General features: G+C 64.4%; 11 protein-coding genes and 2 pseudogenes. All 13 read right to left on the bottom strand.

The features are described from left to right. Window positions 1-93: 93 nt before the first annotated feature. Window positions 94-1,125 (bottom strand): RNA polymerase sigma factor RpoS, encoded by a 1,032-nt coding sequence (gene rpoS / locus ACRHIG_RS11685; RefSeq protein WP_475415474.1) that lies wholly within the window; start codon window positions 1,123-1,125, stop codon window positions 94-96. An 8-nt stretch (window positions 1,126-1,133) separates the two neighbouring features. After that, window positions 1,134-2,051, bottom strand: coding sequence for a peptidoglycan DD-metalloendopeptidase family protein (locus tag ACRHIG_RS11680; protein WP_475415475.1), 918 nt, complete (start codon window positions 2,049-2,051; stop codon window positions 1,134-1,136). Window positions 2,052-2,109: 58 nt separating this feature from the next. Next, complete coding sequence (locus ACRHIG_RS11675) at window positions 2,110-3,000, bottom strand: protein-L-isoaspartate(D-aspartate) O-methyltransferase (RefSeq protein ID WP_489630251.1); 891 nt, start codon at window positions 2,998-3,000, stop codon at window positions 2,110-2,112. Between the two features lie 9 nt (window positions 3,001-3,009). Then, a complete protein-coding gene (surE, locus tag ACRHIG_RS11670) occupies window positions 3,010-3,747 on the bottom strand; it encodes a 5'/3'-nucleotidase SurE (protein ID WP_070290596.1) in 738 nt (245 codons plus the stop codon). Between the two features lie 94 nt (window positions 3,748-3,841). After that, window positions 3,842-6,307 carry a tetratricopeptide repeat protein gene (locus ACRHIG_RS11665; protein WP_489630250.1) on the bottom strand — a complete coding sequence of 822 codons (2,466 nt, stop codon included), beginning with the start codon at window positions 6,305-6,307 and terminating at the stop codon, window positions 3,842-3,844. A 19-nt stretch (window positions 6,308-6,326) separates the two neighbouring features. After that, complete coding sequence (locus tag ACRHIG_RS11660) at window positions 6,327-6,932, bottom strand: toll/interleukin-1 receptor domain-containing protein (RefSeq protein ID WP_489630795.1); 606 nt, start codon at window positions 6,930-6,932, stop codon at window positions 6,327-6,329. 270 nt (window positions 6,933-7,202) lie between these two features. Next, window positions 7,203-9,238: pseudogene (gene yoaA / locus ACRHIG_RS11655) on the bottom strand (DNA repair helicase YoaA). Window positions 9,239-9,299: 61 nt separating this feature from the next. Further along, window positions 9,300-9,500, bottom strand: coding sequence for a YdcH family protein (locus ACRHIG_RS11650; protein ID WP_034752051.1), 201 nt, complete (start codon window positions 9,498-9,500; stop codon window positions 9,300-9,302). A 137-nt stretch (window positions 9,501-9,637) separates the two neighbouring features. Further along, on the bottom strand, window positions 9,638-10,270 hold the full coding sequence (locus ACRHIG_RS11645) for a hypothetical protein (RefSeq protein ID WP_489630249.1): 633 nt from the start codon (window positions 10,268-10,270) through the stop codon (window positions 9,638-9,640). Between the two features lie 102 nt (window positions 10,271-10,372). Continuing rightward, window positions 10,373-11,470, bottom strand: a complete 1,098-nt coding sequence (gene zapE, locus ACRHIG_RS11640; protein ID WP_489630248.1) for a cell division protein ZapE — start codon at window positions 11,468-11,470, stop codon at window positions 10,373-10,375. Window positions 11,471-11,539: 69 nt separating this feature from the next. Beyond that, the gene (lpdA, locus tag ACRHIG_RS11635) at window positions 11,540-12,970 is read right to left on the bottom strand and encodes a dihydrolipoyl dehydrogenase (RefSeq protein WP_099400301.1); all 1,431 of its coding nucleotides are present in this window, start codon (window positions 12,968-12,970) and stop codon (window positions 11,540-11,542) included. Next, a complete protein-coding gene (locus ACRHIG_RS11630; RefSeq protein ID WP_475415482.1) occupies window positions 12,960-13,343 on the bottom strand; it encodes a PspC domain-containing protein in 384 nt (127 codons plus the stop codon). Before ACRHIG_RS11630 ends, lpdA begins: the two co-directional genes overlap by 11 nt. Before the next feature lie 93 nt (window positions 13,344-13,436). Beyond that, window positions 13,437-14,692: pseudogene (gene odhB, locus ACRHIG_RS11625) on the bottom strand (2-oxoglutarate dehydrogenase complex dihydrolipoyllysine-residue succinyltransferase). Between the last annotated feature and the right edge of the window lie 107 nt (window positions 14,693-14,799).

Genomic DNA, 14,799 nt, shown 5'->3' with positions numbered 1-14,799 from the left:
TGAGAAAATGTACAGGGCAAGGCGCATTGCCGAAGACAGTACGCTAGTACGGCGAGGCATTGCAACGCCGCCATGTGCGTTTTATCGGGCACGCTACAGCAGGGAGTCGCGCACGACGCCGCGTGCCGCCATGGCGCGCTTCAGTTTAATCAAGGCTTCCTGCTGGATCTGGCGCACGCGCTCGCGCGTCACGCCCATTTCCTCGGCCAGGGTTTCCAGGGTGGCTGGATCGTCGTTGTCGAGGCCGAAACGGCGCATGATGACGACGCGCTGCTTGTCGGGCAGCTTGGTCAGCCAGTCGCGCACCAGCACCGTCATTTCATGGTGTTCCGCGCGCGCGTCGGGGCTGTCTTCGCTGGCGCCCGGCAGCATGTCCATCAGCGACGATTGCGGATCGTTGTCGAGCGGCGCGTCGAGCGAGGTGGCATGCTCGGACAGGGCCAGGATATCCTGCACCTCTTCCACGGGACGGCCCACGAGGTGGGCGATGTCTTCCGCGGTGGCATCCTTGCCGTCATGGTGCTGGGCTTCCAGGTGATATTTGCCGCGCAGTATCTGGTTCAGTTCGCGCACCATGTGCACGGGCAGGCGCACCGTGCGCGCCTGGTTCATGATGGCGCGCTCGATGCTCTGGCGTATCCACCAGGTGGCGTAGGTGGAGAAACGGAAACCGCGCTCGGGCTCGAACTTGTCGATGGCCCGCATCAGGCCGATGTTGCCCTCTTCGATCATGTCGAGCAGGACCACGCCCCGGTTGATGTAATGCTTGGCGATCGACACGACCAGGCGCAGGTTGTGCTCGATCATGGTTTGCCGGGCTTCGAAATTGCCCTGCTTGGCCAGGGTGGCGTAATGCACCTCTTGCGCGGCCGTCAGCAATGGCCGCGTGCCGATCTGGTTCAGATAGTGCTGCGTGGTATCGGTCGACAGTTCGGCCGCCAGCACTTTCTTCAATTCATCGACACTTTCGACCAGCACGCTGACGCTGGCCACTTCGCCGCCCTCGCCCGCCTCGACGGCGTCAATGCCGTCGAGTTCGCCGGCATCGTCCGTCACGACTTCGTCTGCCCCGTCTTCCGGCAGTTCCGGGTCATCGTCCAGCTGGTCGTGCGGCGCGTGTGTCATTGCTTTACCTAACGGTTAGGCAGGAATTTCGAAGGGTCGACAGGCTTGCCCTGCTGGCGGATTTCAAAGTGCAGCTTCACGCGGTCGGCATCGGAATCGCCCATTTCGGCGATGGCCTGGCCTTTGTTGACGTTCTGCCCTTCCTTCACCAGGATGCTGCGGTTATGCGCATATGCCGACAATAAACTATTACTATGCTTCACGATGACAAGATTACCATAACCACGGATTCCGCTCCCGGCATACATGACTTTTCCCGCGCCGGCGGCCACCACCTGCTGGCCCGCCTTGCCGGCGATATCGACGCCCTTGTTCTTGCCTTCGTCGAAAGTGCCGATGACCTTGCCTTCGGAAGGCCACATCCAGCTGATCTTGTCGTCGCCAGGCGCCGATGCCGCAGGGGATGCCGCCGCGGCGGCCGGTGCGGCGGCGACGGCGGCTGCCGGCGCTGGCGCGGGTTTCGCGTCGCTGCTGCCGCCATCGGCGCGCAGCTCGGCCAGGGTGGCGTCGGAATACGCGCGCTTCTCGCCGCGCGGGCCCGTTTTCTTCGGCACGACAGGCGCGGCCGGCTTGACTTCCGTCACCGGCGGCATGACGATGGCCGACGTCTGCGCGCCGCCCGCGTCGCCAGTCGGCGGCAGCACGCGCAATACCTGGTCGACCTTGATGTCGTTCGGGTTGCTCAAGTCGTTCCAGGCCACCAGGTCGCGGTAATTCTGGCCGTGTTCCAGGGCGATGCGCAACAGGGTGTCGCCGCGCTTGACCGTGTAATAGGCCGGATCGCGGTCGCGCGGATCGCTGGCGGCGGCGCTGCTGCTCGATGGATGGCGCTCGACGACGGGCGCCTGGACGCCCGTGGTGCCGCAACCGCTCAAGAGGGCGGCCAGCGCAAGGCTGCAGAGGAGTACATTGTTTTTCTTAATCATTCGTTTTCTTCATCATTCGCATGTATATTCAGGTCCTGCCTGCTAGCTGATCCGGGGATCATATGGTGCCCGGGCGCAAAGGCACGAAATGGCAATCTTCCAGGGTCTGGCTGGTCCATTCCATCTTTCCTACCCGGGTAATGAGTTGCAAGTGTTGCAATTTAGCCCCCACCGGCGCAACCAGACGCCCGCCGGGCGCCAGCTGTTCCAGCAAGGCTTGCGGGACTTCCAGGCCGGCTGCGGCAAGGATGATCCCGTCGAAGGGCGCCGCCTGCGGCAGGCCAAGCATACCATCTCCGTACTGCAAGCGCAGATTCGACACGCGCAGCGGACGCAGATTGGCCTTCGCCAGCTCGTGCAGGGGCCGGATGCGCTCGATCGAATACACTTCCTTCGCCACCAGCGCCAGCACCGCCGCCTGGTAGCCGCAACCCGTGCCGATTTCCAGCACGCGCTGCAAGCTGCCGCCCTGGCGCATCACTTCGATCATGCGCGCGACGATATACGGCTGCGAGATGGTCTGGTGGTGGCCGATCGGCAAGGAGGCATCGATGTAGGCCTGCGACGCCAGCGCCTCGTCCATGAACATGTGGCGCGGCACGGCTTGCATGGCGTCGAGCACCACCTGGTCCTTGACGCCCTGTTTCGCCACGCGCGCCACCATGGCCCGGCGCACGGCTTCCGAGACGAGCGGGTTTTGCCGCGGCGGCGGCACCACGGCCGGCTGCGCCCGCTCATTGGCGATGGCCTGGGCGCGCGACGGCGCGATGGCCGCGTGCGCGCCATAGGGCTGCGCCACGCCGCGCGCCGCGTTTTGCGCCGCATTCTGCGTGGCCGTCTGCGGCGTGGCGATCCGGGACTGGGCCAGCGACTGCCCCCCGCCCTGCCTGGCGGGCTTGCCGGCCAGCGAATCGAGGGTAAGGGGGAAGGTACGCGGCTTGTCAGTCATAGTGAGCGGTCATGCCAGGCCTTTTGCCAGTGCATCGAGTTGGGTGGTATGGGTCAGGTCGATCTGCAACGGCGTGATCGATACTTGTCCATGTTCAACGGCATGGAAATCCGTGCCCGGGCCGCCTTCCTTGGCGGCGCCGGCCGGGCCGATCCAGAAGATTTCGCGGCCACGCGGGTCGAGCGCGCGGATCACGGGCTCGGCCGAATGGCGCTTGCCCAGGCGCGTGGCCGCCATGCCTTGCAATTGTTCATAAGGAATGGCGGGGATATTCACGTTCAGCAGATACGGTTTCTGCAGGGCGTCGAACTGGCGCTCGACGATTTCCCGCGCCACGCGGGCGGCCGCGTCCAGGTTGGCCCAGCCGAACTGCGACTGGGAAAAGGCGATGGCGGGAATGCCGAACAGATAGCCTTCCGTGGCGGCGGCCACGGTGCCCGAATACAGGGTGTCGTCACCCATGTTGGGACCGTTGTTGATGCCGGAGACCACCAGGTCGGGGCGCTCGATGAGCATGCCCGTCAGCGCCACGTGCACGCAGTCGGTGGGCGTGCCGTTGACAAAATAAAAGCCGTTGGCGGCCTTGTGCACGGACAAGGGCCGGTCCAGCGACAGCGAATTGGACGCGCCCGAACGGTTGCTGTCGGGCGCCACCACCACGATGTCGGCAATGGGCGCGAGCGCGTCGGCCAGGGCCGCCAGGCCAGGCGCCAGGTAACCGTCGTCGTTACTGATAAGGATTCTCATAACGAGATTTTACCTGAAGCATTGCCAACACTGCGCGTGCCGCACGCCGACAGGCAGCATTTTTTGTGCCGCCGCGCTGACATGGCACGCAAGCTCAGCGCTGCTCGATGCGCGCTTCCGACAACGCCCCTTCCAGCGCCTGCACTTCATCCTCCTGCAGGGCCAGCAAGGCATTCAGGTCGCCTTGCAACTTGTACATTCTTTTCAGCTGCGCCATGCCGCGCCTGCGCAGCTTGCCCGGCACGCCCGGGCGCAGCAGGCAAGACTTCAGATGTTCGGCCAGTTCGCCCGCCTGCGGATACTGTTCCCGCTCGATCATGCCTTGCAGCATAGATATCATGCTGGCCAGGATGTCCGGCTCGGCCGCATCCTGTTCGTTGGCGCGGCCGGCCAGGATGGTTTCCTGCAAATGCCGCGCGCCGTCGAGCACGCTGTCCGCATGCCCCGTGACGGGCGCATTCAACAGCCGGTCGCTGCCGCTGAGCACGGCATCTTCCAGCAGGCGCGCCGCCTCGCTGTCGCCCTGCTGCTGCAGGGTGCCGGCCAGTTGCTTCTTGCTGTGCAAGGTATCGAGGTGGTCTTCGCCCAGCAGGCGCGCATGCACTTCCAGCACCTGCTCCTGCACGCTGCGCGCCGCATCGAGCTCGCCGCGCCGCAGCAGCGCCTCGGCCAGCTTGCGCTGGCTCATCAGGGTTTCCGGATGGTCGAGCCCCTGCGTGCGCTCGCGCGCCGCCACCTGGTCTTCATGCAGCTGGCGCGCGCCGGCCCAGTCGCCCTGCCCGGCCACGATGTCGGCCAGCAAATCGCGCGTGGACAGGGTGGCCGCATGGTCGACGCCCAGGCGCCGCTCCTGCACCTGCAGCACGGCGGAAAGCAGGCGCCGCGCGCCCTCCAGGTCGCCTTCGCGGCCCAGCGCCTGCGCCAGGGCCAGCTTGCTGCGCAAGGTATCGCCATGCTCGGCGCCAAACAGGCGCTCGCGCGCCGCCACCACCGTGCCCAGCAATTGCCGCGCCTGCGCCAGCCTGCCCATGCGCAGCAAGGTGGCGGCACGGCCATCCATCGCTTCCAGGGTCAGCGGATGCTCGCCGCCCAGCTGGCGCGCGTAGCTTGCCAGCACCGTATCCTGCAGCAGCAGCGCCGCCGCCAGCTCGCCCTGCAGCAACAGGGTTTTCGCCAGGCAGGCCCGGGCGGACAGGGTGTCGGGATGCTCGCTGCCCAGCACGCGCTCGCGCACGTCGAGCACGTCTTCTTCCAGGAAGCGGGCTTCATCGAGCTTGCCCAGCTGGCGCAGCAGGCGCGCCATGCCACTCTTGCACGCCAGGCTGTCCGGATGCTCCTCGCCCAGCAGACGCACGCGGATCTCGACGCTCTGGCGGAAGGCGTCGAGCGCCTGCGCGCTGCGCCCGTCCTTGCGGTACAGCTCGCCCAGGCGGGCCAGGTCGCGCGCCAGCGGCAGGGCTACGGCGCGGCCCGGTTCCAGCTGCAAGGCCTGGCGCGCTTCGCTGATGGCGCCGAGCAAGGCGATTTCACGGCTCGACTGCCAGGGAAAGTAGCCGCCCGTCAACCAGTGCAAAAAGGCTTCGAAGGTGCGCGTGAGGGAAAAGCGGTCGCCGCCCTGGTCGATGCGCACGGCCAGCTGTTCGCCATAGGCAAAGGTTTTCGTCTGCTGCAGCTGGACTTCGTCGAAATAGCTGTCGAGGGCGATCTGCGGCAAGCCGTAGGACGTGCGCAGCAGGCGCTCGAACATGGGCTGGAAGCCGGCGATGCCCTTGTGCGCGTCGCCGCGGCGCCACTCGGCGCGCTGCGCCCCGTCGCCCATTTCTATGCGCGAAGGCAAGGGATACACGAGCAGCGGGCGCTGTTCGTCTTCATGGCTGCGGCGGTATTCGATGGCCCGCGTGACGAGCGCGTCGACGCCTTCCAGGCTTTGCCGGTTCGGCGTGAAGACCACCACCAGCTTTTTCGGCAGCAAGGTGGTGCAGATGCCGGCGCTGTCCGTGCGCCCCGTGCGCGAATCGACCAGCACGTAGCGGAAATGCTGGGCCAGGGTATCGGCGAAGCAGCGGAACAGGGCCGGGCAGCTGTCGAACAGCTGATCCCAGCGCATCTGCGCCAGGCGCTCGCTGTAGCTGGCGTCGAAGCGCCCCGCGCGCATCAGGTACAGGGGACTGCCCTGGTCGACGCGCACCACGTACTGCTGCCAGTCGATGGCGTCGAGCACGCGCTGGGCCAGCGCCGCATCCTCGCGGCCGGCGCCCTGCCCGCTGGCGCGCGCGCCCGCCGTTTCCAGGCTGATGCGTTCGATCTGCTGGCGGCAGGCCTCGAAGAATTCGAGCACGCCGGGCCGCTCCTCGTGCTGTTCGAAATAATGGTGCAGGCCCGGCGCCTCCATGTCCCAGTCCAGCATCAGCACGGGCACGCTGGCGTTTTCACGGCGCGCCAGCAGTACGGCGATGTTCGACAAGGCCATGGTGCGGCCGGTACCGCCCTTGTAGGAATAGAAGGTGACGACTTCGCCAGGGGCGCTCAAAGGTGGCAGGGAGAGGCGTTGGCATTCCATGACGGGACCTTTTACGTGATTAACGTGGAAAGTGGGGAGGCGGAATGGCGCGCCATTCCGGTGGAATATCGGGCAACACGAAACGGCTGCAATCGTGACCGGCCGGTGTTGACCGCTTGAGCAAGTGGTAATGCGTGGCGATGCGCTGCACGATGCGTTCGATGTCGGGCAGGTATTGCGGATTCGACTTCAGGTCGCCGCTGGCCAGCGTGTAGCCGGAAAAATCGACGTACAGCCCCGACTCCGTGATTTGCGGCGGCAAGCCGTCCGGATGGCGCGTCATGATGATGGGGATGATCAGGTGGCTGGGCAGTTCATACCAGGCGCGCCGCTCCTGCTCGATCAGCTGCATGGCGGCAAATTCGCGCCGCGTATAGCCGTGCGCTTCATATTTGGGCGTGTACAGCACGATCATGCAGACGCTCTGGCACATGGCGCGCGCCACGCGCAGGTCGATATCGTCGCCGCCGCCCAGTTGCTCGCTGTCGATGAACAGCACTTCCTCGCGGTCCAGGTGCGGCTCCAGATAGCACGCCAGCGCCTCGATGAGGTCATTCTTGAACTTGTTCATGAACGCATATTGGCCGTGCGCGTAGCTCAAGAAACAGCCGTAGCGGATCTCCATGGCATCCCCCTGTTCCCCGTGCGGCCCTGCCATCGCCGCGCCTTCATCCTGCAAGGCATGAGTTCACTGTAGACCGCCAGGCAACAGCCCTGTTTGCGCTGGCGCAAAGATGTGTCTGGCGTCCTGGACATGGGAAAAAAACCAGAAACTGGCATGATCGCGCCGCTTTCCGGCATGCCCGGCGCGCAGGCCTGCAGCGCGTAGTAAATGCCATGAGCTTGATAACAAAGGGAAATATGCCGGCGCGCGGATGGCGCCGGCAGGCAGGACCTAAGCGTCCTTGGCGGGCAGGTTGCGGAAGAACTCCACCACTTCGGCGGTGTCGCGCGTGCGCTTGAACGGCGGCAGGCTTTGCCAGATGCGCTTGCCGTATGGCTTGGAAATGAGGCGCGGATCGCAGATCATCAGCACGCCCCGGTCGCCCTCGTCGCGGATCAAGCGGCCCGCGCCCTGCTTCAGGTTGATGATGGCTTCCGGCAGCGAGTGGTGCATGAAGCCGTTCTTGCCCTGCTTTTCCATCACTTCGATGCGCGCCGCCAGCACCGGATCGTCGGGCGGCGCGAACGGCAGCTTGTCGATGATCACGAGCGACAGCGCATCGCCGCGCACGTCGACGCCTTCCCAGAAGCTCTGGCTGCCGATCAGCACGCCATTGCCGGCGGCGCGGAACTGGTCCAGCAATTCCGTGCGGCCCCTTTCTCCCTGCACGAACAGGGGAAGTTCAGGCCACGCTGCTTGAATTCGTCGGCCAGGCGCTCGGCCGCGCGTTTGACGGCGCGCAAGGTGGTGCACAGGAAGAAGGTGCGCCCGCCCGCCGCCTCGATGATGGGCAGGGCGCAGTCGATGACGGCGTCCGTGTAGCCGAGCGCGTTCGGCTGCGGCAGGTTTTGCGGCACGAACAGCAAGCCCTGCTGGCCATAGTCGAACGGGCTCGGCCACGTATGCGACGGTTCGCCCGTCAAGCCCATCTGTTCGGAAAAATGCTTGAAATCGTTCTTCACGGCCAGGGTGGCCGACGTGAATATCCAGCTGCGCGGCGTGCCTTCGCGCTGGTTGTTGAAGATCGGCGCGATCGACAATGGTGTTTTATGTAACTGCAAAGAGCTGGAAAACGCTTCCACCCAGAACACGGCTTCTTCGCCGGCCGCCACTTTCGCCTTCGGGTCGAACTTCCAGCCGCTCAGCTGCTGCGCCAGCTCGACGCCGCGCACCCTGCACTGCTCCAGCGTCTCCGCCCGTTCCGCCTGGGTTTCCAGCACGGCCACCATGCCGTCAAGCTCATCCTTGAGGGTGTCGAGCGCGGGAAAGAAATCGCTGGACGGGGCGATCTGCGGCAAGGACAGGCGCACGATATCCTGCGGGAACGTCAACCGCAGGTCGCGCGCCGCCTTTTCCACCACCGTGACGGTCTTCGCCCAGTCGATGCCGCGCGCATGCGCGAGGCCCTCGGCCAGCACGTCGCGGCACAGTTCCAGGATTTGCGAGGTCGACACCGTGTTACCGAAGAATAAGGTCGCCGTGTCGGGCAGCTGGTGCGCCTCGTCGAAGATGATGGTATTGGCCGAAGGCAGCAATTCCGCCACGCCCGTGTCCTTCAGGGCCACGTCGGCAAAGAACAAATGGTGGTTGACCACCACCACGTCGGCCTGCTGCGCTTCCTTGCGCGCCTTCATGACGAAGCAATCCTGGTAATACTGGCATTCGGCGCCCATGCAGGTGTCGCGCGTGGACGTCACCAGGTTCCAGATCATGGCGTTTTCCGGCACCTTGGTCAGCTCGGCCTTGTCGCCCGAGCTGGTCATCTTGATGAAACGCGAGATTTCGCGCAGATGGCCCACGTCGTCGCGCGAGGTCATGCGCCCGTTCTGCAGCGTGCGTTCCAAGTGGTAATGGCAGACGTAGTTCGAGCGGCCCTTCAGCAGGGCGACGGAGACGGGCGCCTGCAGCGCGGCACGCACGGTGGGGATATCGCGCAGGAACAATTGATCCTGCAAGTTCTTCGTGCCGGTGGAAACAATAGTCTTGCCGCCCCACATCAGCGCCGGCACCAGGTAGGCGAAGGTCTTGCCGGTGCCCGTGCCCGCCTCGGCGATCAGGGTCGTCTGGCTGTCGATGGCGCTGGCGATGGCCTTGGCCATGTCCGTTTGCGAACGGCGCGGCTTGTAGCTGCCCACGGCCGGACCGAGCGGGCCGCCGGCGCCAAACAGGCGCTCGATGTCGGCATCGTGCTTGCCAGGCGCCGCCTGCGGTTCGGCTGGCAGACTGGCTTGCGGATCGGCAGGCTGCCCATCCGGGTTAACTGGCAATAAATTGTGATCGGTCAAAATATACTTAGGTGAAGGCTGGACTGGACGCTACTGGCGCCCCTCAGGCGGGAACGTCGGGCACCAACTGCATTTTCAGCAAGGTGATGTGATCCTTCAATTGCAATTTGCGCTTTTTCAGGCGGCGCAGCTGCAGCTCGTCATGGTGACCATCGAGTATCAGCAACTCGATGACGGCATCGAGGTCACGGTGTTCCACGTTGAGTTCAATCAGGCGCCGCTCTATTTGCTGTGCATCGCTCATGTGTTGCGTTCCAGGCAGTGTTGGTAACAATGTTGCTAAACCGGCGCGCGCAGCGTACGCAGGCAGCCATAGTGCATAGTTTAACCTGCCGCGCGCGTTAGGGCACGCCATTTCCGGCATGCCCTAACGCGGCGGTCTTATTTGACCGGCGGCACCGGCACGGCAGCAGCCGGCGTGCCGGCAGCGGCGGCCGCCTTGGCGGCCTTGGCCTGCGCTTCGGCCTGGCGCTCGGCCAGGCGTTGCGCCACGCGTTTCTGGCGCGCCACGGCGTCAGCCTGTTTTTTCGCATAGGCTGCTTCGCGGGCGGCGCGGCGCGGCGCCCCGGCCGCATCGTCGGCGGCTTGTTTCGCCACCTTCGCCGCTTGCTCAGCCTCGCGCTCGGCAACGCTCTTGCCTTGCGGCTTGGGCGGAGCAGGATCGGGCGTGACCACTTTTACGGGCTTGGGCACGGCCGCGGCCCGCTGCTCGGCGTCGAGGCGCGCGCTTTCCTGCGTCCTGGCCAGGTCGATATCGCGCAGGCGCACGGACTCGGCGCGCTTGAAATAATTCGCTTCCGCGTCGATGGCGCGCAGGCGCACGAGGATCAGGCGGCGCTTTTCCTTGGCCTTGTCGAGACAATTATTCACGAAAAACTTGTTGTAGCACTCGACTTCGCGCGCGGCAAACTCGTTTTCCGCCGCTTCGCGCTCGCTGGCCGACTGCTTCAGCTTGGCGTCCGCCTCTTCCACGGACAAGGTGGCGGGCACCTGCGGTGCGCCGACCTCATCCAACGCCGCGGCCCCTGGTGCGCGCAGGCGGACAACGCCAGGACCAGGCCCAGCGCCGCACCCAGCTTGTATAGTGTATTTGCCATCATGTTCCTTATCCCTGCCTCAAACGATCGCGTCGGCCGCGCCGCGCTGTTCTTTTTCCATGTATTCGCGCGATTGCATCTCGATGATACGCGAAACGGTACGGTGAAACTCGTTGGCCAGCATGCCGTTCGTGTACAGCTGGTCCGGCGCCACTTCGGCCGACATGATCAGCTTCACCTTCTGGTCGTAAAACACGTCGATCAGCCACGTAAAGCGGCGCGCCTCGGACGACTGCGCCGCCGACATGGCCGGTATGCCGGACAATATCACCGTATGGAAGCGGCTGGCGATTTCCAGGTAATCATTTTGCGAGCGGGGGCCGCCGCACAGGGTGGCGAAATCGAACCAGATGATGCCGCCGGCGCGGCGCAGGCAGTGGATTTCGCGGCTCTCGATGCGGATGCGCGCGTCTTCGTCGGCCGTCTCGGCGATGCGCGTGTAGGCGTCGCGCAGGGCCCGGTCCGTGTCCGCACCCAGCGGGGTATAGTAGCTTTCCACCTGTTCCAGCGCGCGGCCGCGGTAATCGACGCCCGCGTCGACGTTCATCACGTCGAGCTTGTCCTTCAGCAGCGCGATGGTCGGCAGCATGCGGTCGCGGTGCAGGCCGTCCGGATACAGCAGGTCGGGGTCGTAATTCGAGGTCATGATGAAGGACACGCCATTGGCGAACAGGGCCGACAGCAGGTTGTACAGGATCATCGCGTCGGCGATGTCGGAGACGTGGAATTCATCGAAACAGATGAGGCGGTATTTCTTGGCGATGCGCTTGGCCACCTCGTCGAGCGGGTCGGCCACGCCCTTCAATTCGTCGAGCTGCTGGTGCACGCCGCGCATGAATTCGTGGAAGTGCAATCGCGTCTTGCGCACCAGGGGCACGACCGAGTAAAAACTATCCATCAGGAACGATTTGCCGCGCCCCACCCCACCCCACATGTACACGCCTTTCGGCACGGCGGGACGGTTCAGCAGGCGCTTGAAGGTACTCGAGCGCTGGCCCTTGTAGGCCACCCACTCGTCATAGCACAGCTGCAGGCGGTCGACCGCGCGCCGCTGGGCGGCATCGGCCTTGAAATCACGCTTCTGCAACGCGTGCTGGTAAAACTCTTCTACGTTCATGGGATTCGCTTTAACGCACAGGGGCGCCGGCGGAAAAATCCGCGAGCGCCCCTGCTGGACTAACTACAATTAAAAGTTCAAGGTACGCTTGTCAACCGCCAGTGCCGCTTCCTTGGTCGCTTCGGACAGCGATGGGTGAGCGTGGCAGATGCGCGCGATGTCTTCGGCCGAGGCCTTGAATTCCATCGCCACGACGGCTTCGGAAATCAGTTCGGACGCCATCGGGCCGACGATGTGCACGCCGAGGATTTCATCGGTCGTCGCATCGGCCAGGAATTTCACCATGCCCGAGGTGTCGCCCAGCGCGCGCGCACGGCCGTTGGCCATGAACGGGAAGGTGCCGGCCTTGTAGGCGATGCCTTCGGCCTTCAGGGTTTGCTCGGTCTTGCCGACCCACGCGATTTCCGGCGAGGTGTAGATCACCCAAGGAATCGTGTTGAAGTTGGTGTGGCCATGCTGGCCGGCGATACGCTCGGCCACGGCAACGCCTTCTTCTTCGGCCTTGTGCGCCAGCATCGGGCCGCGCACGACGTCGCCCACTGCCCAGACGTTCGGCAGGTTGGTCTTGCAGTCGCCGTCGACGGCGATGAAGCCGCGCTCGTCCAGCTGCAGGCCGACCTTGTCGGCACCCAGGCCGTTCGTGTTCGGCGTGCGGCCGATCGAGATGATCAGCTTGTCGAACACGGCTTTTTGCGCTTCGCCCTTGGCGTCCACGAATTCCACGGTGACGTCTTTCTTGCCTGGCGTGATCGCACCGATCTTGCAGCCGAGGTTGATCTTCAAGCCTTGCTTGGTGAACAGCTTGGACGCTTCCTTGGCGATCTGCTCGTCGACGGCGCCCAGGAAGACCGGCAGGCCTTCCAGCACGGTGACGTCGGAACCCAGGCGGCGCCAGACGCTGCCCATTTCCAGGCCGATCACGCCGGCACCGATGACGCCCAGCTTGGCGGGTACGGCGTCGATGGCCAGTGCGCCCGTGTTCGACAGGATCAGTTTCTCGTCGAATGGTGCGCCCGGCAGTTCGCGCGCGTTCGAGCCCGTGGCGATGACCACGTGCTTGGCGCTCAGGGTTTCGTTGGCTTCGCCCGTCACGCTGATCTCGTACGTGCCAGCGGCGGCGGCGGCGAAAGCGGCGCGGCCGTGGAAGAAGGCGATCTTGTTCTTCTTGAACAGATACAGGATGCCGTCGTTGTTTTGCTTGACGACGGTGTCCTTGCGCTTGAGCATCTGGCCCAGGTTCAGCTTCAGGCCGGCGACGTCGATGCCGTGCTCGGCGAAGCTGTGGCCCGCGTGTTCGAAATGCTCGGACGATTGCAGCAGCGCTTTCGACGGGATGCAGCCGACGTTGGTGCAGGTACCGCCAGGCGCGGCGCCGCCCTTGGCGTTCGACCACTCGTCGACGCAAGCGACGGAAAAGCCCAGCTGCGCTGCGCGGATGGCGGCGATGTAGCCGCCAGGGCCCGCGCCGATGACAACTACGTCAAATTGTTTAGTACTCATGTTTTGTTATTCCAATCTCTTCGTCTGGTACGAAAATCCACAATAGAAGGTAAATCACCACGCCGAAGCCGAAGGTTAATGTAAACAGGACGAAGACGAGGCGCCAGATCCACGCTTCCATGCCGGAAGCGCGGCCCAGGCCGCCGCAGACGCCGCCCAGCCAGCGGTCGTTGCGCGAACGGCGCAGGCGGTTGAATTCCTGCACCAGGTCGTTCGACGGGCCGGAGCCGGCAGCGGCGCCGGACGTGCCGTCCGGCTTGTCCAGGTTGATATTGCTCAGGAGCTTGGCTTTCGCTTGCGCGAATTCCGCGTCGCTCAGGGCGCCCGCCAGGTGCAACTCGTGCAGACGCTTGATTTCTTCAGAGACGTTCATGGGAATCCTCTTTCATTGAGATCAGCCAGCTGCGTCTTCTGGCAAGGGGTATCAGCTACATTGCCCCGGCGGCTACGCCGGGGACTACGGTGCTTACAGGTCCAGCAGCAGGCGTGCAGGATCTTCCAGCGCTTCTTTCATCGCCACCAGGCCCAGGACGGCTTCGCGGCCGTCGATGATGCGGTGGTCGTAGGACATGGCCAGGTAGTTCATCGGACGCACCACGATCTGGCCGTTTTCGACAACGGCGCGGTCCTTGGTCGCATGCACGCCCAGGATGGCCGATTGCGGCGGGTTGATGATCGGGGTCGACAGCATGGAGCCGAAGGTGCCGCCGTTCGAGATCGAGAACGTGCCGCCCGTCAGGTCGTCCAGGGTCAGCTTGCCTTCCTTGGCTTTCGCGCCGAATTCACCGATTTTTTCTCGATGTCGGCGATCGACAGCTGGTCCGCGTTGCGGATGATCGGCACGACCAGGCCGCGCGGCGAACCGACGGCGATGCCGATGTCGAAGTAGCCGTGGTAGACGATGTCGTTGCCGTCAACGGAGGCATTGATGATCGGGTACTTTTTCAGGGCGGCGACGGCGGCCTTGACGAAGAAGGACATGAAGCCCAGCTTGACGCCGTGCTCTTTCTCGAACTTGTCCTTGTACTTGTTGCGCAGGTCGATGACCGGCTGCATGTTCACTTCATTGAACGTGGTCAGGATGGCGTTCGTCGATTGCGATTGCAGCAGGCGCTCGGCGATACGCGCGCGCAGGCGGCTCATCGGTACGCGCTCTTCCGGGCGGTCGCCCAGGCTGGCGGCCGACGGCGTGGCAACTTGCTGCAGCGCTGGCTTGGCAGCGGCTGGCGCCAGCGGCGCGACAGCTGGCTTGGCGGAAGCGGCCAGGGCGTCGCCCTTGGTCACGCGGCCGTCTTTGCCCGAACCGGCGACGTCGCCGGCGGACAGGCCTTTTTCGGACAGGATCTTGGCGGCGGCAGGCATGGCGACATCGCCCTTGGTCGCAGCAGCTGGCGCCGAAGCGCTGGCGGTGTCTTGCGCGGCGGCAGCCAGGGCTGGCGCAGGCACGGCCGACACTTCCATCGGGCTGACCTTGGCCGAACCGTCGGTATCGATGATGGCGATGACTTCGCCGGCAACGACGGTGGCGCCGTTATCCTTGATGATCTGCACGATCACGCCGGCGGCCGGCGCCGGCAGTTCCAGCACCACTTTATCGGTTTCGATGTCGATCATGTTTTCGTCGCGCGCGACTGCTTCGCCGACTTTCTTGTGCCATGCCAGCAGGGTCGCTTCCGCAACCGATTCCGACAACTGGGGAACTTTGACTTCGATTTGTGCCATGTAAAACTCCGTTTATTTTGTTATTGCGGCGCCGCCCCTACGTAGCAAGGGCGGCGCTCCGTCACGATGTATGCGAACAGGTGCCATGCATACGCATGGCACCCGCT

Source organism: Janthinobacterium sp. C22, assembly GCF_057919405.1.
Note: the sequence above shows the minus strand (reverse complement) of the source record. Positions and strands in the feature narration are given on the sequence as shown.